Below are 21,232 nucleotides of genomic sequence, written 5' to 3'. Positions count from 1 at the left end.
TCCTTTTCCAAACACCCTTTATGTTCTTCTCTGTACTGTTACACCAAAACTCACGAGAATTGCCTCATCTACTTTACGCATCATGGCTCCACTCAGACTTCCTACATACCCTCTTAATCTTATCCGGTCAATCGTCCTTACCTGCTCCAATAAAATAACAGAATCATTATGGAGTCCTCTTACATGATTTCCCAATTCGATATGTGTAGGTATCCAGTGCTTATTAGGCCGACTTGTAATTGCTGCCACAATGACGGTTGGACTGTAACAATTACCAACATCATTCTGAATAATCAAAACCGGCCGGATTCCCCCCTGTTCAGAGCCTATTACCGGCATCAGGTCTGCATAATATATATCTCCTTTTTTTATCGTAACACTTCCCCTCCTTCCATCTACTCTGGACTACGAATGTTCCTACTCTTTATGAAAAGTCTCTATCTCTATGTAATTCTGCCATCATATGGCAAATGCCTTTTTTCCATCTTACGCTGATGACCTCGCCTGCCAAAAGTTCATCCGCTCGGATTCCCTTTCCCAGCTCCTTCTTGGCTGCTTCTTTCTGCCCTTGCAAAAGTATGGATTTTACCTGGTCAGAATTCAGAAATAAATATCCTTTCGATGTCATAAAATGAAAATTGCTGTCAGGATATAATTCCATAAATTCTTTGACACGCATATACATCTTCCTCCTTATCATTTTGTGATTTAGAACACAAGGATAGCGGCAGCCTTATCCAGTTGATCTATCTTTCCTTTTCCGCTGGATAAATATAAAGCTGCCGCCATAGTTTCTGTTAAAAATCACTTGTTCTTCATTTTCAAAAGTTCCTATTCGACACAACTTCCCGGAACCAGATATCGGAAATACTGATATTCCTGTTACAACCGATATCTTTGGGCGGCAACACTGACCAGCCATGGCTTAAGGCTGTCATGGGATTGTTCCCCTCCGAGGGTCTCTCCGAGCCGCCCTCATTGCGTGTTCCCGTTTTGCGGGGCTGTGACTGGACGGAAGTATCATTATAGGCTGTTCAGGTCATTGCAGGCAGTCTGCCAAAACTGCTTTAAGGACAAATTTTTTTCGCTCTGCACCTTTGATGTCATCTTATTGACAGACACTCTGACTATCTGCAGGTGGTCGTGGCGGATTTTCCTTTGTGCTTTTCCTTTTGGGCTGAACAACTAAGGTATCTGTATTGCCGGATATGACTGTTTCACACAGTTTTTGCCAAAGAACAGAAAGAGAAATCAGTCCCCTTCACTTCCTTCCACGCTGGCAGAGAAGTTTGAGAACCAAAAACAGAAAAATAATTAAAATAATTTTCTCAGTTTCTCTAAAATCTTCTGTCTCCGTTTGTTTATCGCCTTCTGTGACAATCCAAGTACCGAAGCTACCTCCCGTTCCGTCCGTTCCTCAAAATAGAGTTCCTGAATCAACCACTGTTCTTCTTTCGAGAGTTCTAAAAGGAATTTATGTAACTGTTCACACTCTATTTTTTTCAGAATCTGATCCTCCACACTTCTGTTTTCTTCTGGAAATTGCACAGCCATTTCCTGCAGGCGTTCATAGGAATCCTCTCTGCTAGGAATGGTCATTTTCTCTCCTGTTTTAGGATCTACGATATTTCTTGCTCTTTTTAAGTCATATTCCTGATACTGCATTTTTCTTTCACTTGTTCTCAATACAGCGATTACTTCCTCGCTGGCTTCCGGATACATTTTTCTAAAATCCGGTATCTTATACGGTTTTGCCATGTTCCTGTCCTCCTTAGTTTTCGTTGGGTGGTGAAAACGAAGGACAAGTGGCGGACTACGACATAGGTTTCTGGCAATCCTCAAGCAAGAGCTTTTCTCCATACGCTGCTCCTTAGAAAAAAAGAAGCCAACGGGAGGATCCCGCTGGCTTTTAACAAATTAGAAATTGGATGCAGCGCACAAAACACTATAAAAAAGACCCCATACATTTCTGTATGAGATCTTCTCGCTCAGCACACTGACCATCCAGTGTACTGACTATAACATGAGAGAAGTCGGACTTTCAGTAGGACTCTTGTCGGACTTTAGTCGGACTATTTAATTGATATGAAGCGTTCTCGGTTTGCTTCCGTCACTTTCAATCAGATGTTCTTCCTTCAATTGCCGAAGATAACCATGCACAGTTGATGGGGAACGATACCCTAAACCTTTTCCGATATCCCGTACAGTAGGCGGATATCCATACCTTTTTATGTATTGCTCAACAAAATACAAAACTTCCATTTTCTTTTTGTTGCTCATAAAACCACCTCTCCTCTATTCATAAAGTAACGGTTCTTCCAAAGCCTGTTTGATTTGAGGAAGAGCACTCCCCCAAAGAGATAGACCGAATATTTTAATTGCTTCCTTTTTTCTATCATAATATGTGCTTCTTTCCATCCGAAGCGTTTCCAGTAATTCAGGCTCTGTATATCGGAACCGGCTTAAATAACACTTAAACACAATGTCAAAATAAAGCTGTGGTGAATATGGAAAATCACGCATTTTAACCATGGCCGAGTCTACCAGTTCCACAAGCCACTTGGTCTGGAACAGGCTTTTTACTGTTTCTTCAAACTTTTCCCTCTCTACAGTAGGAGCAAAATCATTCAGATATAGAAGCCCCTCCTCCAGTTCTCTACCATAACAATATTCTGCTTCTTCACGAAGCATTGCAGCACGGTCACAGGCCGTCCAGCATACATTTCGATAAATAGATAATAACAATTTTGACCTTTCATATAAATTTTGTTCATCCAGATGCTGCATCACACACAGCATCTGAATACTGTTTTTTGCCAATGAGTTTTTCCGTCCCATAAGCCCCTCCTATCTTACCGGTTCATAACTCCCGGCATAATCAAACCATGATCTCGATATTCCGGCATCTTCAGATCCTTCATCAAGGCCGCTGGATAGATAGCCCTTTTTCCAAATCGCCGCCGAGTTTCCTCAATCGCCAGAAATAATTTTTCTTCTTTCTCAAGCCGGATTGGATCCGAAAACAAACAGATTTGCTCCGGTTCTTTTGCTGATACCAAGTTGATTGCACGAACAGTTACCGAACGCACAGGTTCCTTCCAATCATAATTTCTCTGAAATAGTTCCCTCGCCAGTTTTGCAATTTCCAAAGGCACTATCGTCGGAAGGGAAAGTTGACCTTGATACTGCCTTGTAAATAATTCCTGATTGCGAATCGCTATCTGAACCCCCTGTGCTTTCAATCCATGAATCCTTAATCGATGTCCTATGTCCTGGCATAATTCCAGAATAACCTTCCAGACCTCCTCTTCTGTTTTAAGATCTGCTGTACAAGTAATTCCATGCCCCACACTTTTCATCGGAGACACAAAGTCCTTCTCCATTACCGGACTATCATCCAGACCATTTGCATATGACCACAGCATCAGCCCATTTTTACCAAGAAGCTGGTTCACATAATCATGATCCATTTCTGCCAGATCTCCTATCGTATAAATTCCAACTTGCTCCAGCTTCTTTGTAGTTGAGCGGCCACAGAATAATAATTCCGATACCCGAAGCGGCCAAACCTTTTGTTTCCATTCTGATTCTTCAATGCTAGTTATGGCATCCGGCTTCTTCATATCACTTCCCAGTTTTGCAAATATTTTATTGAATGAAATTCCTATACTAACAGTCAATCCCAGTTCATTCTTCATCCTGCAGCGAATCTGGTCTGCAATTTCTTTTCCAGAACCATAAAGAACCTGACTTGCTGTCACATCCAAAAAGCACTCGTCCATTCCGTAAGGCTCTACCAGGTCTGTATATTCCTGATAAATCTCTCTTGCCATGTTGGAATATTTTAAATACTGTTCATACTGGGGTGGAACCAAAATCAAATCCGGACAAAGTCGTTTTGCCTCCCAGTTAACCATCCCTGTTTTTATTCCTGCTTGTTTCGCTTTCTCTGATTTTGCAAGAACAATTCCATGACGGTTTTCTGTGGACCCGCACACTGCTACTGCTTTTCCCTGTAGCTCTGGGTTCAGCATCATTTCTACAGAAGCATAAAAACAGTTCATATCACTATGAAGGATTGTCCGATTCATATTCTGTACCCTCTTCCAATTTTTTCTAGCAATTATTAGCACACTTATTCTTGACAGCTTGCACACTCACTATTATAATGTGCATATAGTCACTGATACTTGCTAATTCTTGCTAATTCAAATATTAGCAACTACATGCACACTTGTCAATAGCACAGTTAGCAAGTTTACGCACACTAAAACGAATGGAGGTCTGACATGAAATCTTTTGGTGCTAAAGTTAAAGAACAACGTGGAAATCTTGGATTAAGTCAGAAACAATTAGCAGAAAAAGCCGGAATGGGTATCCGAACAATTACTTCTTATGAATTAGGAGAAAGAAAACCATACCAGGCACAGCTTTATAAGCTGGCAAAGGCACTGGAGGTATCAACCGAGTATCTGCAAAACGATAACATAGAGGATCCATCTTATGGTTTAGACCGCATGGAATATGTAGAAGATATGAGAAAAAAAAGCGGAACCAGAGAGGCATTGGATCTACAAAAAATGCTGGCTGAGAACACAGCTCTTTTTGCAGGAGGCACTCTAAGCGAAGAAGCAAAAGATGCTTATTTTCAGGCAGTTGCCGAAGCATACTATGACTGTAAAAAAGCAGCCAGAAAAACCTTTGGCAAAAAGAAAAATCCACAATAATCTTCTCCCGTAATATAGTCCGAAAGGAGGGAGCTGTTTTGACTATTCAATCCATATCTGAAGAAGTCAGACGGATCCAGAAAAAATATGGTGAATCGGATCCATTCCGTCTGGCACAGGCAATGAAAATTATCGTGGTATTAAAACCGATGGGAAGATATAAGGGGTGCTGCAAAGGATTTTATGTTCAGCACCGCAGAATCAAACATATCACAATCAACAGCGATTTGCCGGAAGTGATTCAACGGGTCATACTGGCTCATGAAATTGCTCATTCCGTGCTTCATGCAAACATAACAGCTGCATTTCATGAATTTACACTATTTGACGATACAGATCGGCAGGAATATGAAGCAAATCTCTTTGCTGCCGAACTGCTGTTATCTGATGACTGCGTATTAAATGCATTAAACGAAGACCAGTTTTTCTTTCAGGCAGCCAAAGCTCTTTATGTACCAGCAGAATTACTGGACTTTAAATTTCGTGTCATGAAACGTAAAGGTTATAAACTGGAGTCTCCCATCGTATCACATGGGAATTTTCTGAAAACAATTGAATAGGAGGACTACTGATGAACGAAGATACTATCCGCGATATATACTATGTAGAACATAAATGGAACCCCCATTTTTTCTATCTTTCCCCAAAATCATTTTGCCAGGATCTTGAAAAAAATGGCCCCGATCTATACCTTGACTTGTTCCATGCCATGTATCAGGAAGAGTCTGATTATATTTGTCCATATACGGAAAACGATTTTTCCCTTAGAAAAGAACTTTGCAACAATGGGACAACTATCATCTATCAGCTTATTACTCCATCTCCTGTCCTCTCCCCTCTTACCCGGTGTGTCTATTTCTGCTGTCAATTAGATAAGCAGCAATATTTTTACTATACCTCTGAGCTAGCACATACCGGTGATTATCTGCTATGCGGATGGACAAAGGATGAAGCGCATCTCATTTTCCATTCCGATGCATCTACACTTGAGGAAGAACTGGAAGAAGTTAAAAAACTTTTTAAGGAGGTAGAACTATATGATCGGTGTTCAGACAGACTGCAAAGTTTATGTAAACGTAAGAGCAGCCTTCCTTCCAGACGGAAAGATGCTTCCAGAAGAACTTACCTGGGAAGACGGAACACCTTATACAATTGACCGCATTTTGAATGTGAAACCCTCTGTCGCAAGGAAAGCTGGAGGTCAGGGCGACTGTTATACAATTTTGGTAAACGGAAAGCAAAGCCATCTCTTTTTTGAACGCAGTACAAATTTAACGGGAGCTTATATAGGCCGGTGGTTTGTAGAACGAAAATCTTAACCAAAACCCTTATATAAAAAAGATAGCTGTCATTTTACGATATAATGTCAACTATCTTTTTTATATGGCATCATTTTATATTAACGCATTCCAGACGCACACTCTCCCATATTAATGTCCAGCACCCCTCTGGGCGGCTGGATCAGGGCGTCCTCATACTGGCACTTCCACTGAATCTCCCGGCACATCTGGCCATTCGCCACGCCGTCTATGGTTTCCCCATCCTGAATGGGGTTATCATGCTCCAATATGTACGATGCCACATTGTAGGCGTGGTTTACCACCCAGTTGGGGTCCATGTCGTGGAAGTGGTACTGGAGGTCGGGCAGGAACAGGGTGCTCATGCCCACCGTGTCGATGAGCATATCTTCGGTGCCCTCAATGTTAAAGAAGCGGACATTGACGCCAAAGCGGATGAACCGATCCGAGCCTTCAATCTGGTGAGAACGCACATCCTCCGCCAGAAACAGTTTGCCGCAGTTCTGGAAATAGAATGCCTCACAGGTGGGGTATAGCTCCGCCAGAGCCTCCAAAAAGTCGGCATCCAGATTGGCACGCTCCAGCGCCGGAAGCGCCGCAGCCAGCATATCGGTGGCTACCACCTGATATTTGCACTCCCGGAAGATCCGCTCCCGGTCCTCCTGGCAATCCCACATCTGGCTCATCAGGAAGGCATCAAAGCCTTTGCCCTTGAACTTGTCGCATTTCATCACCATCAGCTGCACCGGGCATTTTCCGTCCTTGAACTCTGCAATATGCTCCTGTGCGGCAAAGCCGGCCATTTTCTTATCATAACAGAAACACTCGGTTGATCCGATGTGCTTCTCCATTACGGCAGTCATTTTTTCTTTATCCGGCATTTCTACCGGCTCTTTGAACAGCATCTGAATGAGATAGGGGCCTCCGGGCTGGGGACCTTTTTTGTCGTCCAGGTTTTGCTGGAAAACTTTATTGCTCATTTGGTTTCCTCCTTAATAATCCAGCAGGATGGGCACCTGCTGTTCCTCGGCAAACCGCATGGCTCGCCAGAACATGGAGAAGGCAAACTTGGCAAGGGATTGGGTGTCATACGGGGTGTGTTCCGGGATGTCCGCCTTGCTGTACCGTCCATCTGCGTCTATGGTTCCATCTACCGGGTATCCCTCAGTGTCGGCCCAGCCAAGGATGGTATCCTCATCGGCCTGCCACGCCAGCTGGTTCAGCTTCTCCAGTTCCTTCCGCAGTCCGCCCAGAGTGGCGATCACCGCCTGATCATCGGTGAGCAGAAGCGCCTGAAATAAGAAGGAATCCGCCAGAGGCAGCCACCAGGTAGCCCCACTGAACAGGGACCACACCCGCTCCTCGTCCGATGCAAGGCGGGCAATCAGGGGATGCTCCCCAAAGTCCCAGTCTTTCTCCACAGTAGGTGGCACCGGTTCCTCATATGTATGGCAGGCAGCCACCAGCAGCATGGCGCCGAACGCATCCCAATCCGGCTTGTCGGTGTAATATGGCTTCTCATTGTCCTCCGGCCAGGGGGTGTAGGGCGGTTGGTCCGGCTGGGAAATAGCTGCCAGAATCTGATCCCGCCAGTTCTCCACCGTTTCCTGAACCTCAGCCGGGGACAGCTCCTCCTCGTTGTCAGCAGGTTCTCCATCCGGGGTGATGCGGTTGAAAGTATATCCGTTTTCCTCCGCCCACTGTTGGACGATGGTTTTCCAGTTGTGAGAATAGTACCGTGTCAGTGTTCCGGCGTAGATGTCAAGTCCCATAAGTTTTTCTCCTTTTTTGTCTATATCATTTCATACAGCAGGGCAGCGTCGCCCTGCACCAGCTCCAGATGGGAACGCAGCGTTTCCAGTCCGCTTTGTACCGCCTCGGTGGGGAGGTTCCAGTCTGGGGCAATTTCGGCGGCCAGTTCCTGGAGATTCTGCTCCCGCTGAGCTGCCAGCAGTTTAGACGCCAGCTCTCCCGCCAGCAGAGCGCAATCCGGGGTATCCTCCGTCTGGGGAGCAGGAATAGATGCTCATGGCCCCGTAATCGGTGTGCAGAACAAGTCCGCTCCCAGTAAAGGCAAAATTCACCTGCCGCACCACAAAGGGGTCATCAATAGTGGCCAGCAGCTGGCCGCTGCCGATATCCCACAGCTCTATGGGGGAACTGCCACGATCCTGCTGAACAGCCATCAGGCTGCCCCTTGTCCGCACCATACAGGTGTCTGAAAAACTCAGCCCCTGCCGGACAGAAAACGGGAAAGGATTGTCTATCTCCTCTCCGGTCTGGGTCAGATAGAACTTACCGCCCACCGAGAAACACTGGTCATCCGGGGAGAAGAAGGGATGCCAGCCCTCATTGGGAATCACTACTTTTTGGGCAGATTTCAGATCGACCAGCACATACTCACCCTCGGTGACACGGTAGGCCGCTTTGCTTTGCCGGGGAGAGAGCATCCCAAAGCAGTAATAGGCAAAATTCGGATTCTTAGACTTCTTGCATTTTACCGTTTCCCGCCACACCTCTGTGTTGCTGCCAAAGTCAAAGACGATGATCTCCTCGCCCGTGTACCACAGGGCCAGGTCGCCGCTGGCATCCAGCATGGTCTTCATTCTGTTTTTCTTGTTGGCAAAAGGCGTGACCTCATGGGTGCGGAGTGAGAACTGCTGGAGAAGATAGCTGTTGTTCAGCAGCAGGGTATCATTGGGGCAGAGAACCTGCTCATAGGTCATCCGCTTGGCACCCAAAGAGACCGTTTCAAGAATCTCCCCGTTGCCATCGAAGTGATAAAGGATCTCGTCCTCAAAATCTCCGGCCATCCTCGTCAGGAAGAAGTCATCCCGTGTGAGAGCGGTAGCTAAGGGCATAAAACCGTTGCTATCCTTTCCGACAAACCGATGGCATCGCGCTTCTTCAACGGCGGCGTCCGGATTCTGATAGACAAATCCTTTCCGCATCTGGCCCATCATGGCGCTGGCCGCCTTGCTCTTGACCTGGAAGGCGGAGTCGCACAGAATCTCCTTGACCTTCCCGCTATTCAAGCAGGTTCGGATGGTATGTCCGTCAATTTCAATCCGCCACTGCTTATTTGTGGCGGGGTTGAGGAATGTTTTTTCAATCATGGTTTTGATTGTTCCTCCTTTCGGATCAGGATGCTTTTTCCCTCGGCGTTGATGCCATACAGGTCATCCAGATGGATGTGAAATCCATCCTCACGAATGGTTTCTGCCATACCCAGAGCGGCTTTCGCCAATAGGAGCAGCCCAGCCCGGTTTCCCGTTAATTCCAATTCATTTCCATCGGCATGAGTGGCAAAGGAGAGGTGGGCTTCCGGCTCCACTGGAAGGATGGGCAGTTGTTCATCATTGAATTGAATGGTCAGTGTTTTGGGGTTCATCACTTGTATCCCACCTTTTGAAAACTCCTCAATCAAAATCCATCCAAAGCAGGTGCTTTCCACAGTGGAGGCACTGGAACAGATAGCATTGCAGATGCCCGCCATTGACGGATTCCCGAATCATTTCTTTCTGCTCATCGTCCCACATGGGGTCGTCCAGCACCTCCTCCAGCACGCCCAGCGCCCGCAGTTCTCTGGCACCCACATAGCCCAAAAAGGCACAATAGTCGCCGCAGTGAGCGCGCCAGTATTCCTGCTGCCAGCCGGAATAGCCGGGAGTGCGGTGGATCAGCTCGTCCAGCTTCTCCGGATCGTCTACACCATCATCCAGAGAGAAATCATCTTGAAAACTACCATCATATTTCCGGGCCGCTTCGCCGTTGGCGATGCACTCTGGGCACAGATATGCAATATCCTCCACAGAAAAGAACGGATTTGTATAGAAAATATGGGTCATCTTGCCGCAGCAGTCACAGACAACGCCGTCTGCGGATTCCTCAAAAGCGCCGGTTGCCAACGGATTCGGATGATACCGGAAGGTGGGTAGGCCCAGCCGGGTCTGCCGCTCCTTCTCGTTCTGCTTTTCCTCTGGTGTTTTGGGCTTGGGGATGGCGTAATGATTGCCCCAGTTTTCCGCATAGTCCTTCAAGACTCCCAGCCGCTTGAGGGTCTTCTTGTCGGAACGATTTCCAATTTGGCAGAGCAGTTCGTAGGCGTCCTTCTTAAAGTCCAGGAGGTCATACACATCCACCAGCACTTCCTTGGCCTGCTGCTCCTCACTCTGCTCCAGTTCCTCCTTAAAAGTATAGAGAGCGCGGACACTGTCTGGATTTCCTTCTGTCTCCCGAAACTGCTTTTGTAGTTCAATATATTGCTTTAGGTATTCGTTCATGGTCACAACCTCCCATCAATCCCACCAGAAATACCAGACGGTGGATTGCCACAAGACATCTGCCAAGGAGCCAATGCTTCCATCCTCATTCTGATCCAGATCTGGGCAGAAGCCATATTGCTCCACAGCCACCTCCATAGCTCTTTCCTTGGAGATCGGAGTTGAAAGTTCAAACTCCAATTCATCGTGGCTCATGGCGGCAGGGATGGCACCATGCTGCTCGAACCAGTATTTTGCCACTGCCATCAGGTCCGGTGTGTCGGGACACTCATTCCAATTTCCAAAGGGCAGATAGGCGAATATCTCCCAGGGGTTCTTTACCGGAATTTTAGCCAGAATGAGCGGATATGTCATTCCGGTATCATCGTTCCAATAGTTTGCGAAGCGGTCGTTGGGTTCTCCGCCCTCCATCTCGCCCAGGACTTCCTCATCCCAGTCCATATCGTCATCCTCGGCTTCTTCCTTGCGCTGGCCGGTCAATTCCTCCAGAACCGCCTTGCCGTCTTTTACAGGGGCAGTCAGTATCTTCTTCCGGTACTCCTCCACGGTTTTGAGGTCAAATTCATAGCAGTCCGCATCATGCTCCGGGTCGGCGTTCATTACCAGGCATTCCAACAGCGTTTCATCATCCGCCTGGATAAGCACGGGAACAAAGCCCTCCCGTACCCCCAGCCGCTGGGCGTAGCTGTATGCCGACATGATGGGGTCATCATCTGCCATGGATGGGAAATAGGTACACTCGCAGTCCAGATACTCCATGATGGCCTGAGCCACCTCGGAAGGCTCCAGCGTATCCTCGTCGAAGTCCTGTCCCTGCCAGTTGGCGAAGCGTTCCTCAATCACTTGAGCCATAGCCTCATAGTAGTCCTCGTCAAAGGAGATGAACAGGTAGGCTTCATCTTGGAACTCATCGGAGTGATACCGCTCTGGGCCGAAGAAGCGGAGGGCGTTGTCGTCAACATCGGCAGGATAGTAGGGACTGTCGCCCTCTCCGTAGTAGTAGCCTGCAAAGGCACGGCCTTGCTGATTGAATAGCACAGAGAACAGACAGCCGTCCAGCTCATCCCGGATAAACTCCCGCAGATCCACGCTGACAGGGTCGGCTTTGACCTGTTTGGCCACTTCGCTGTATTCTTTAAGGAAGTCCTCGCCCATCAGGTCGTGCTCCATGCACCAGCGCAAGTAGATGGCCATGTGGTTGTAGGCATTGATGGGGGCAATAGGCAGTTCCTTCTCCTCAATGCTCTCAAGGTGATAGGAGGCATCGTCCATCTCGCCGTCAAAATCATCGTTAGAAAGGGTGCCTCTGGTGATGGCATCCTGGCGATCCGGCTCCACCATAAAGCTGATGCCGTCCATTTTGTCCAGCAAGGCATCCGCGTCATGGGCCATCTTATATTCCAATTCATCCCGGTAGAGGGGAAGCACCTGATAGAAGTTGACCTCCTCGCCGCTCGGCAGGATGCAGACCTCGCTGCCATCTTCAGTGTCCTGGGGACCGGTCAGAATGGCGGCGCACAGCTTTGTATCTTTTGCAAAGTCATCCTCATTGTCCATGGTATGGCCGAAGCCCAGCCAGGTATCACTGGCAATGGGCAGGCGAGCCAGCACTTTCAGCAGGCGGATGGGCCAGTACCACTTTTCGTCTTTCATGGACTCCTGATCCAGCTTCCAGTCCGCAGGCAGGGCGATAGCCAACTCCGCCCGCTCCAGCTTGTATTCCGCCAGCTTCTCCGGCACATTCATCCGGTGAGCGCCCATACCCATGGTGACCAGGGTGTAATAGTCCCGCTCCTCAGTGGGCGGCACCATGCAGATGTCCACATGGATGTCGGGAGAAACCAGCTCGTGGAACACATTCTCGATCTCACCGAAATACTGCTGGATGTGCCCCTCGACGGCCTCCATCTCCTCCTCAGTGTAGACTTCGGGATTACTGAATTCTTCCTCATCCTGCGTGTCATCATTGTCTGAGTGGTCGCAGCTGTCATCCTCCGGATCTCCCTTTATAGGCTCGTAACCAATCTTCAGGGTCATCTGTTCCTCTGGCAGAGAGACACCGGGGCTGCGGGTGATGGTGTGCTTATCGTCCGCAGAAAAACCGATAGTCTCGCCGTCTTGTAGCGTCACATCACACGCCAACACATAGGAGGCAAGGCTTGCCAAAAAGTCCCGCAGTTCCTCCGGCTCGGCGTCGGTGTTTAGCACCTCCATCTCTTCCTTGCCAAACACATCCATGCCGTAGGTGTAGCCGTTCAAGCCCCCCTCTCTCCGGTACAGGCCAAACCAGACCCAGTTGAAGATGGGTAGTTCGTCCTCTTTCATCATATCGGCAAGGCCCTCATAGAAACGAGGCTCAAATACCACACCGCTGGTATATATGCCGGTGGCGTATTTCTGCTTGCAGCACACTGCCAGCGCCTTGGTGAACAGCTTACCCCGTTCCAGCAGTTTTTCCTCCTCGCCCAACACAGCCACCATGATATGGGCCTTGTGCGCTTTGGCCGCTTCTATAGCTTCTGGCCACATATAGTTGTTTTCAGCGTTAATTTCCGCTTCATTGTCGGGGATATGGCCGTGGAAGAGTGTCGCAATCAGCATCATGTTGCCGATCCGCATTACCACAGCGTCATCACTGTTCTCATCATCTTCGTCGCCATCATCCGGCTCCTCATCTACGATGCCCCATTCTTCCCGCAGATCCCGGATCAACTGCTCCTTGTCCCACTCTGCTTTGGAGAGGAGCACAGACCCGGCAAAGGAGCCTTTACAGTCAGTTTCCTCCTCGTCAGCGTCATCATCTTCGTTAAGATCCTCTACATCTTCATCCAGATCATATAAGGATTCATGCTCCAGTCCGCGGATAAATTCCTCAAAGCTGTCTGCCAGATGGGTAATCTTGTAGTCGTTTTCCTGATCCACATGGACTACCGCAGGCTCTCCCTGGGGGCCGCAAGCCCGGTAGTCCAGGAAGATCATATCGTGTCCGGCGCTGGGACAGTCGCAGATGGCCACTCCGATGGCAGGATACTCCCACTCATCAATCATAAACTGGCTGCCCAATTCCCCGCAGAGGGAGTAGCTTTTTTCCCGTCCGATGCCGAAAATGCCGGTGATGGCCACATGGTCTTCTGCCCAACAGGTAGGCTCATCGCAGGGATAGCAGGTATTCACCGGAATGCCGCCGTTGTGTTGCTTCATCAGCCAGATGTAGGCGGCGGGCAGCTTGTAGCCCAGCTCCTCCTCCACACTGGCGATCAGCTCATCGGAAGGCGGCTCACTGATATATTCTTTCAGTGCATACCAATTATCATCCCAGAAGTTGGTGAGGTCGAAATCCTCAAAGGGGGTATCACCGGGCACGAATTTGGCCTTCTTGTTCCGGCTGCGCTGGCGTTTCCGGATCTCCTCCTTACACTCCTGAATCACCGCCGGGGCATCTGCGTCCTCCGGGTCCAGCTCTGCCCACCGCTGGGCGTAGGGAATGGCCTTTTCCTCCTGCCCATAGAGATACTGATAGCCGTAGGCCATCCGCATATTCCACTCTGACTTGTCCTGGCCTTCCTCCCGGACAGACTCCAGCACCTCAATGGCCCTCAGGAGGGCTTTGTCTCCCTTGGATTTCAAAGTACCCTCGTCATGGTTCCCGATGATGGCGTAGTTCTCCAGTGCCCGCGCCAGGGCGTAGGCGGTGCGGTAGTTCCGCCAGTCCTCCGGGATGGCATTCAATGCCTGAATACAGCGGGTGTACTCGTCCTCATCGTTCCACTGCTCCAACTGAGCGAAGAATGCTTCGGCGTTTTGTTGGGTATAAGGAATATAGTCCATGCCCGTCAGCGTCTCGTCCAACTCGTCATCCTGATTCTCAGTTTCTGGCCCATCATCTTGTTGCTTTAGGGGCACAGAACCTGCTTCACGGCGGAAGGTGTGGAAGATGGCCCATGGGATGTCCGTGCCTTCAAAGAACTCTTTCGCCATGTTCAGTGCCTCTCGGATGTCCCAGGCGATGAAGTCCACATAGCCGCAGTAGAGGCCGGTGGCCCCACCGGTAAGGGTGAGAACCTCCGGTCCGTCACCGGTGGTGAACAATTCCTCCAGCTTGTCCCGGAAGTCGAAGATCTTCTGACTGCCTTCCTCCTCCCGCAGGGTATCCAAGGGATAGCAGAAGAAGCCCGCCACCGCGCCATCGGCGTGGAGATCGTCCATGAAGTCATTGTCGACATTCAGATAGCCGTTGATGAGTGGCACACAGTTGGTGGAACCGGCCATCACATCCAGCCGCCAGTCGGCGTCCGGGTCCTGGTTGGGTTCCATTTTGTAGCCAAGGTAGCTCTCCAGATAGGCTTCCGGATCGGTGGAGAGTTCCAGCCCCCGCTCCTTCAGAGCGTCGGGAAGCTGGGACATAAGAATGGACGGCTCCGCCTTGGGTTCCACCAACACATCAAAGTTGTCTATGTATCTCATGTGTGGGATCTCGCCCAGCACCTGATCGGTGAGGGTGGTGAGCATCCACCAGGCCCGGCCTTCCTCCTCCCGGAGCATGGGCAGCAGCTTTTCGCAGTAGGCGGAGATGGCGAAGCTGTTTTCACCCTGCTCCTCCAGCCAGATCTGCACATCCTCCCCGGAGATGTCCCAGCCATCCTCGGTACGCAGGCCGATGTTTCGGATGGGCTGGCGGCCCACCAGGATGTTCCAGTGCTCCAGCACCTCTTTGGGGGCGTGCTTCTGGAAGCAGACCAGCTCAAACAGCTTGACCTTGTCCCCCTCCGGGGTGAGAATCAGCTCATGCTTTTCGCCATTGAAGCCCATTTCGAAGGAAATTTCATCAAAAACCAGATTCAGGGTTTCCTGCATTTGGGCCACGATCTCCGCACCACGGGTGTGATCCTTGTCCTCGTCCATCATCTGGCGCAATTCTGCTTCCATTTCGGCAAAGGTTTCCCACCAGTTCTCTGTCCGCTCTCGGAAGCACTCCGAGAACTGCGGCAGGGAAATGCCCTTCCCGCACCAGTCGATCAGTTCCTCAATGTCCTGTCTGGTGTTGAGCTTAGGATCATCACCGGGATGCAGTTCCAGAGCTTTTTCAAAATACCGCAGAGCGCGGCCCTCCTGATCCAGATAATAATAGGCATACCCCATGCGGAAATTCCAGGAATTAGTGTCTCCCAGTTCCTCCTCGTGGGACTTCATCAATTCCAGTGCCCTGTGAAGCAGCTTTCTTCCCTCCGGCTCGCTGGGGTCCGCCAGGTTGTTGTAGGCTCGCGCCAGCTCCATATCGATTTCCGGGGTACGCTCCTCGGCGGGGATGGCCTCCAGCGCGTCAATGATCTTCTGGTGTTTGCTCTCCTCATGCCACTTCTGGCACTGCTTCAAAATATCCATATCAGGCTCCTCCTCGTCCTCATCCGGTTTCCAGTCTTTGATCTGCTGGAACACGCCATTCTCATCCCGCTCAAAGGCGCAGGGAGCGGGCATATGCAGCAGCGGAATGATGTCGGAATCGTCGTTGCAGATCGTATTCAGCTTGTAGATCCCTGCGTTGTTGGGGTCGTCCATGTACGCCTCGCTCTCGTCACCAGCGGTGAAGCGCCAGCCGCTGTCCCAGCCGCCGTCCGGCTCCTCCCGGTAGCAGTAGCCAACCTTGCAGCCCTCCACCGTGATGCGGTTGGTGGCGATGCAGCCATCGGCACCTTCCCAGTCGGGAAGCAGACGTTTCACATCTTCCGCCTTTACATGGTAGTTCCGGTTACGGCCGGAGACTTCGTACAGCTCTTTCCGCAGCATCTCCACCTGATAAGCCATATCCGTGATCTCATCCTCGCCCATCATCTCACTGATGTCATAGGACAGAGGATCTTGGACAAAGTCCGCCAGGACCTTGTCCATGGCCTCGTGTTCCTCCAACGTGGCGGTGATGCGGATACGGCGGGCGGGGGTGTTGCACTCGTCCAGATCGTGGAGGTTCACACTGCCGCTGACGCTGCACTCCAGCAGGATGGCGGCCAGGTCGGTGACCACATCAATGGCGAAGTGGAAGTCCATCTCCACGCCATTGGAGTGGGTGAACTCCAGATACTCCACAGTCTGGCGGAAGTCCCAGTTCTGCTTGTCCAGACCGATCTTGGCGAAAATCTCGCTGAGGGGGATCTCCTCCTTTTTCTGATCCTCTAAAAATGCCACAAGGTTCAGACTGTCATCGGAACCGCCAATAAAGTTGCCCCAGTATTTTTTGATATACATTTGTCGTGCCTCCTGTTCTGAAGCCAGTCGCTCAATGAGCTGATTCAAGTGTTCCAACCATGCAGGAGCGATCTCACCGCTGTCCTCGTTCTTCCAAAGATCCACAATCTCACGGATGCCGTCCTCGTCCGGCACTTCGTTTTTGATGTCGGTGAGCTGACACAGCAGGAAGGCAAGGGCTTCTTTGGATGCTGTGAAACCGGTAACTTTATCCCATATAGCTTCTTCATGATCGTAGTCCAGCTTGCCGTTATCCTTCCATTGGAAATACAGCTCCGCCAGAGCCATCGCAGTATTGTCAAAGAGGAAGTCGATTTGTGAGAAGTCAGATCCCAGCATGACCTCCTCTTTCATCAGTTCGATCATCTCGCCCAGATCCATTACCGGATGCTCCGGTACATATTCATTTTTAAGGATGTCCAGTACATCCAGCCCTTCGTCACGCTCTAATGCTTTTATGCCCCATGCTCCCATGTCGGCACCTCTCTTTCTTTATTTTGTATCAAGCTTCTATTGTCAATCATAGTTCTCCAGCCGAATGATAGGCCGATAAAAGTCATAATCTCCGTTTAGTTCATTGTCCTCCTGCACTTCCGGCTTACAGTGGGGCGAACAGGGCAGGAAACCGAGAAATGGGCCCAGCCCACCGCAGATATTACATCCGCCATCGCCGCCGCAGGTGGTAAGCCTATCAGCCTGCACCACTTCCCGCATATAGGGATCGTAGGCGATGGACAGGCCGAAGAAGTTGGGTTCCTCCATGTCATAGGGCCGGTTCTCATCCTCATCCATGTCCTCAAACCAGTGCAGATGCATGGAGTAGTCTAACCCATCTCCCCATGGGAACAGGGTCCGACATCCGCCGCCACACAGGTAGGCCCACTCGTCCACCGTGGGCAGCGAAAGCCCCTGCTTTTCCAGCCTGGCAAGAAGCGCATTGTAGTCTGTGCGGTTATAAATCCAGGTCTGAAATCCATCTTCTGTCCGTTCTATGCGAGCCGACTGATGCAAGGTAAGACTGCTGCTGTCACTCCAGGCAAAATCCCGGAACTCCTTCAGCCAGTCAGGATGGGCGGTCAGTCTGGAATCATCTATCTTGACTGGCTCCCAGCAGAGTTCCTCCAACTCCCGGCCCACCAGCATGGGGCCAATGGCCGCCTGCCGAACGGGAGCCATGCTTTCCCGGATCATCTCCTCCGGGTTCTGCGGTTCCATCTCCCACTCCTGGAACAGATAGTCCAATTCCTCCCGGCTCTCCTGATTCAGTCCCACGGCAAACTGCTCCCAGCCCAGGGTGACGGTATCTCCGGGGACAAAGACGAACTCCCGGCCATCTTTCTCGAAGATGCCGGTGGTGCAGCTCTGGCCCCAACGGTCAAAGGTATGTAGACCGAGAAAGGTCATATCATAACGAGCAGCCAGGCTTTCCATCAGCGCCTGCTTCTCGGTGTTTTCCATTTGATTGAATTGGGTGCGAAATAGTTTTTCGTTCATGGAAAGTCCTCCTTCAATCCTTTTTGCGTGTTCCAGCAGATAGCTCCGACCATCCTGCTTGGCCCGTTCCAAGTATTGTGGAAGCAGGTCGGAATGGATGGCATCCAGTGAGACCAGAACGGCGATCCGCTGGTATTCCTGAAGCTCAGGAGAGTAACAGTTGCGCTCCCAAAACAGCGGAGCGAACTGTTCCACACAGTCAGGACGCAGAGCGGGCATCGCCAAAAGCGCCCGACGGCTCACATATTCATTGGGGTCCTTTGCGAAATCCAGAATTATGTCCCTGACTTTCTGACTACATGAGCATTCCGGCAGATAGGCGGCAAACTGCCACTTGGCCTCACTCTCATTGGAGGCTGAGGCCCTGCGGCAGAGGCACTCAAACCATTGGGGATGGGAAGTGGTTTCCTGTATAAATCCCTCCGCTTCGTTGTCCCTGGCAATTAAATAGACCATCTCATCCATCAGGACGCTGTCTGCCATTTCTACATTCATTTGGGTCAACACATGGCAAAAGGCATCAAATATATCATTCCACGCAGGGTAATCAACCTCCCACACACCGCCAATCTCCTCGGTGGTTTTTCCGGGATAAGTGATTTCCTGCCACTGATGAAATTTTCTTGCCTGCTCCAGCAGGCACTCCCTGATGTCCTTTGCCATACGCTTACCTCACGATTCTTTGCACCATTTCTCCACTTTGTCATTCTGAGATGCCCGTTCTACACTGCGAACCGCCTCTGTCAACAGCGCAGGAAGTTGATCCCTATCTGCCGTTTCATACTGCTTGACCGGATGCACCCAATCAAAATCCCGAATGACAAGAATGATATATCTGTCCTGATACCAGCCCATATCCAACAAAAATCCGTTTGGATATTCCACTTGCAGTATATCTTCTTTTTGTGTGTCATCCAGAAAGGTGACCGTTCCGGTGCCAAAATCCACCTTGCGCCACGCTTGAACCATCATTTATCCTCCTACAGCTTATCCCAATTTTCCTGCAAATCGCCCTGCATCAAGTGCTGGGCAATGGCTTGGTTCAGTTCCTTGCGGCAATAATAATCTTCCTGCTCCATGCCGCGAACGCATTCCTCCATCAACGCCTCCGGAGAAACTCCTTCTCGTTTGCCATAAAGGTGGCCGAAGGCATAGCACACTGACTTGAGAAAGCCGAAAATATAGTCATGATTTCCACGCATACTGGGTAGGTCGTTGAAGGAACCCATGCCTCCGTATGCCCGAAGGTGGTGGGCGACCTCCCGCCGCTGGGTCCAGTCCTCAATATCCCGCTCCAGCCAGTCGATCCAGTTTTCAAATTCAGGGTGATCAGCCAACAAAATTAGGCGCAGGCAAGACAGAGCCTCGGTATAAATATCTGTCTGTTTCATCAGATTCCTCCTAACTATTCTCCGAAATGTTCCAGATACAATTCCCGCACGGAATAGGGGCCTACAAGAGTCGTTTCCTGTCTGCCATCCCAGGAATACACATGAATTTTGCCTTCATCTCCAATGTATTGCTGATCTTCAAAGGGTGCGGGAAAGGGAAAACTCTCTACCACGCTCCAGTCGATCTCGGATTTCAACGCATCAAACTCCTCGCGCTTGAGCCTTTTGAAATTAAACACCAATGCTGACCCGATTCCATCGAACAGCAGGTCAGCATATTCTCTGGTGGTGATGCTCGCGCTCACATTGGCGGCATCAATATTGACATCCAGAACCTTGTTTCCGCAGTTTGTCCAGATTTTATCAGGAGAGAACCAGGTGGCGCGTTCCTCAGCGTCTGCAAAGTCCTCACGGGGATACCATCCGTTTGCGCTGTCCGGCTTGACGCCTTCCCGAAGCGGCCCGTTGTACGGGGAAAGCGGATAATATCGGTGCCGCACCGGATCAAATCGGTGAAACGAAATTTTCAGCAGATACCTATGCTTTTCGCTGCGCATGAGCTTATGGGGCTTCACGATATGTTCTTCGATCAAACTCCAAATGTACTCATCCACACGGATGGATACACGGGGGCGGCCGAATAGTATGATTTTGTTGGTGTCTGTATCCACATTGATCCAGACGCGATTGATCTCAACCATTGTCATTCCTCGCTTTTCAAAACGCTCCGCTATAAAATCGGCTTTCCCAGATAGCCTCAAATTCCGCTTTCTCTATGACGCAGGCGTGGAATTCCTCGCCCCAGACATGGGCGTTCAGTTCATCCACGGTGGGGATCGGCGTGATCTCGATAGCGCCTTCGTAAAGAGCAGGGATATTGCGGGTGCGGCCATCCGCAAAGATGTCAATGGAGCGGAGAGCCAGCCGCTCATTTCCTGTATCCACTTCATAGAGGATCACCAATGGTTCTCCCTCCGGTGCGTCCTCCCAAAAGAGCTTGATATATTCAATCATCTCGATACCCTCATCGTATCATTTGAAATAGTAATACCAATTCCCGCCAAATTCCCGGTCACATTCCTCCTGGGAGGCAAAGGTGCAGTCCTTGATTCCCTCAATGGGGTAATGACGCTTTATCAGCTGCTCTCTGTGATAGGAATTGATCTGTTCCGTCAGGCCGCTCCGCCGCGCCGTCTCTAATTGCGAGTCGGTGGCAAAGATGTAGGACACAAAGTAGTTGTCCGTCTGGATGTACCAACCAAACTCAATGGCCTGCTGGATGTCAGCGAAGTGATTTTTCACATCCTCCATGCAGGCTTCTATTACTTTTCGCCATGCAAACTCCTGCTCCTTATTTCTCATGTTCCACCTCACCTATACCCAGATAAGTCCGCATCGCTTTTACATCATCACAGGCCGCCCGGATCATTTTGGACAGCAGCATCAAATCGTCGATGTACTGGGAGTACACGCAGAACACATCCTCGTCGGAGTCGAAGTGAAACAGATCCACGCCGCTGTTACTTTCCTCGAACTCCTGGATCACGCCCCGGACAAGCTGTTCCCAGTCCTTGCTGCTGCCGATCAGTCCCAGTCGTCGGAATTCCTCTGTCCGGAATCCGTCGCTGATCTTTAGCAGAAGGGAGATCGCATAGGGGTGGTGGGGAATGAGAAAGAATGGCGCGATCTGCTCTGGTTTCACCCAAATTTTGAAGGGCGGGCGCAGATCAGGTATCCAGGGCAAGATTTCCCATTCGTCCTCTGGCCGGTTTCCGTATTGGCAAAGGTCTTTCATAGTG

The 21,232-nt window shown here is 50.1% G+C and carries 22 protein-coding genes; 3 read left to right on the top strand and 19 right to left on the bottom strand.

Features of this window, described 5'->3' with window-relative positions:
* Positions 1 to 18: 18 nt before the first annotated feature.
* From H8S44_RS13790 to dinB, 6 genes are all read right to left on the bottom strand, one after another.
* Entirely contained in the window at positions 19 to 372 is a 354-nt protein-coding gene (locus H8S44_RS13790; protein ID WP_038292372.1) for a type II toxin-antitoxin system PemK/MazF family toxin, read from the bottom strand.
* A gap of 52 nt (positions 373 to 424) precedes the next feature.
* Positions 425 to 679, bottom strand: a complete 255-nt coding sequence (locus tag H8S44_RS13785) for a hypothetical protein (protein WP_242990537.1) — start codon at positions 677 to 679, stop codon at positions 425 to 427.
* Between the two features lie 635 nt (positions 680 to 1,314).
* Complete coding sequence (locus H8S44_RS13780) at positions 1,315 to 1,758, bottom strand: RNA polymerase sigma factor (RefSeq protein WP_002593746.1); 444 nt, start codon at positions 1,756 to 1,758, stop codon at positions 1,315 to 1,317.
* 318 nt (positions 1,759 to 2,076) lie between these two features.
* Positions 2,077 to 2,280: a LexA family protein gene (locus H8S44_RS13775; RefSeq protein WP_002593747.1), complete on the bottom strand. Its 204-nt coding sequence runs from the start codon at positions 2,278 to 2,280 to the stop codon at positions 2,077 to 2,079.
* A 15-nt stretch (positions 2,281 to 2,295) separates the two neighbouring features.
* Entirely contained in the window at positions 2,296 to 2,838 is a 543-nt protein-coding gene (locus H8S44_RS13770; protein WP_002593748.1) for a hypothetical protein, read from the bottom strand.
* A 14-nt stretch (positions 2,839 to 2,852) separates the two neighbouring features.
* A complete protein-coding gene (gene dinB, locus H8S44_RS13765) occupies positions 2,853 to 4,091 on the bottom strand; it encodes a DNA polymerase IV (RefSeq protein ID WP_117471884.1) in 1,239 nt (412 codons plus the stop codon).
* Positions 4,092 to 4,289: 198 nt separating this feature from the next.
* Between dinB and H8S44_RS13760 the strand changes: the two genes are divergently transcribed.
* Genes H8S44_RS13760 through H8S44_RS13750 form a run of 3 tightly spaced genes read left to right on the top strand, consistent with a single transcriptional unit; the run spans position 4,290 to position 5,883 of the window.
* Positions 4,290 to 4,727: a helix-turn-helix domain-containing protein gene (locus H8S44_RS13760; protein ID WP_117471886.1), complete on the top strand. Its 438-nt coding sequence runs from the start codon at positions 4,290 to 4,292 to the stop codon at positions 4,725 to 4,727.
* A gap of 38 nt (positions 4,728 to 4,765) precedes the next feature.
* A complete protein-coding gene (locus H8S44_RS13755) occupies positions 4,766 to 5,287 on the top strand; it encodes an ImmA/IrrE family metallo-endopeptidase (RefSeq protein ID WP_117471888.1) in 522 nt (173 codons plus the stop codon).
* A gap of 11 nt (positions 5,288 to 5,298) precedes the next feature.
* Positions 5,299 to 5,883 (top strand): hypothetical protein, encoded by a 585-nt coding sequence (locus H8S44_RS13750; protein ID WP_117471890.1) that lies wholly within the window; start codon positions 5,299 to 5,301, stop codon positions 5,881 to 5,883.
* A gap of 243 nt (positions 5,884 to 6,126) precedes the next feature.
* Here the strand turns inward: H8S44_RS13750 and H8S44_RS13745 are convergent, their stop codons facing one another.
* The 13 genes from H8S44_RS13745 to H8S44_RS13685 all read right to left on the bottom strand — a co-directional run bounded on the left by H8S44_RS13745 (position 6,127) and on the right by H8S44_RS13685 (position 21,228).
* Positions 6,127 to 7,005, bottom strand: a complete 879-nt coding sequence (locus tag H8S44_RS13745; protein ID WP_117471894.1) for a DUF4261 domain-containing protein — start codon at positions 7,003 to 7,005, stop codon at positions 6,127 to 6,129.
* Between the two features lie 12 nt (positions 7,006 to 7,017).
* Positions 7,018 to 7,797, bottom strand: a complete 780-nt coding sequence (locus tag H8S44_RS13740; RefSeq protein ID WP_117471896.1) for a hypothetical protein — start codon at positions 7,795 to 7,797, stop codon at positions 7,018 to 7,020.
* A 183-nt stretch (positions 7,798 to 7,980) separates the two neighbouring features.
* On the bottom strand, positions 7,981 to 9,141 hold the full coding sequence (locus H8S44_RS13735; protein WP_117471897.1) for a hypothetical protein: 1,161 nt from the start codon (positions 9,139 to 9,141) through the stop codon (positions 7,981 to 7,983).
* Complete coding sequence (locus tag H8S44_RS13730; RefSeq protein WP_117472068.1) at positions 9,138 to 9,416, bottom strand: Imm32 family immunity protein; 279 nt, start codon at positions 9,414 to 9,416, stop codon at positions 9,138 to 9,140. The genes H8S44_RS13735 and H8S44_RS13730 overlap by 4 nt, the downstream gene beginning before the upstream one ends.
* A gap of 28 nt (positions 9,417 to 9,444) precedes the next feature.
* Positions 9,445 to 10,308 (bottom strand): CbrC family protein, encoded by an 864-nt coding sequence (locus tag H8S44_RS13725; RefSeq protein WP_117471898.1) that lies wholly within the window; start codon positions 10,306 to 10,308, stop codon positions 9,445 to 9,447.
* A 15-nt stretch (positions 10,309 to 10,323) separates the two neighbouring features.
* Positions 10,324 to 17,022: an immunity protein Imm33 domain-containing protein gene (locus H8S44_RS13720; RefSeq protein ID WP_186872579.1), complete on the bottom strand. Its 6,699-nt coding sequence runs from the start codon at positions 17,020 to 17,022 to the stop codon at positions 10,324 to 10,326.
* Between the two features lie 42 nt (positions 17,023 to 17,064).
* Positions 17,065 to 18,705, bottom strand: coding sequence for a hypothetical protein (locus H8S44_RS17035; protein WP_181968290.1), 1,641 nt, complete (start codon positions 18,703 to 18,705; stop codon positions 17,065 to 17,067).
* Between the two features lie 9 nt (positions 18,706 to 18,714).
* The gene (locus H8S44_RS13710) at positions 18,715 to 19,014 is read right to left on the bottom strand and encodes a hypothetical protein (RefSeq protein WP_242990538.1); all 300 of its coding nucleotides are present in this window, start codon (positions 19,012 to 19,014) and stop codon (positions 18,715 to 18,717) included.
* Positions 19,015 to 19,022: 8 nt separating this feature from the next.
* Positions 19,023 to 19,433 (bottom strand): DUF6966 domain-containing protein, encoded by a 411-nt coding sequence (locus tag H8S44_RS13705; protein ID WP_117471900.1) that lies wholly within the window; start codon positions 19,431 to 19,433, stop codon positions 19,023 to 19,025.
* A gap of 14 nt (positions 19,434 to 19,447) precedes the next feature.
* On the bottom strand, positions 19,448 to 20,134 hold the full coding sequence (locus tag H8S44_RS13700) for a hypothetical protein (RefSeq protein WP_242990539.1): 687 nt from the start codon (positions 20,132 to 20,134) through the stop codon (positions 19,448 to 19,450).
* A 16-nt stretch (positions 20,135 to 20,150) separates the two neighbouring features.
* Positions 20,151 to 20,447 (bottom strand): DUF6881 domain-containing protein, encoded by a 297-nt coding sequence (locus tag H8S44_RS13695; protein WP_117471902.1) that lies wholly within the window; start codon positions 20,445 to 20,447, stop codon positions 20,151 to 20,153.
* Between the two features lie 18 nt (positions 20,448 to 20,465).
* Positions 20,466 to 20,795, bottom strand: a complete 330-nt coding sequence (locus H8S44_RS13690; protein WP_186872578.1) for a hypothetical protein — start codon at positions 20,793 to 20,795, stop codon at positions 20,466 to 20,468.
* Positions 20,785 to 21,228 carry an Imm51 family immunity protein gene (locus tag H8S44_RS13685; RefSeq protein WP_117471906.1) on the bottom strand — a complete coding sequence of 148 codons (444 nt, stop codon included), beginning with the start codon at positions 21,226 to 21,228 and terminating at the stop codon, positions 20,785 to 20,787. The genes H8S44_RS13690 and H8S44_RS13685 overlap by 11 nt, the downstream gene beginning before the upstream one ends.
* Between the last annotated feature and the right edge of the window lie 4 nt (positions 21,229 to 21,232).

The sequence above is a fragment of the Anaerosacchariphilus hominis genome (assembly GCF_014290175.1).
GTDB classification, from domain to species: Bacteria; Bacillota; Clostridia; order Lachnospirales; family Lachnospiraceae; genus Laedolimicola; species Laedolimicola hominis.
This window is presented reverse-complemented; position numbering and strand designations above follow the sequence as displayed.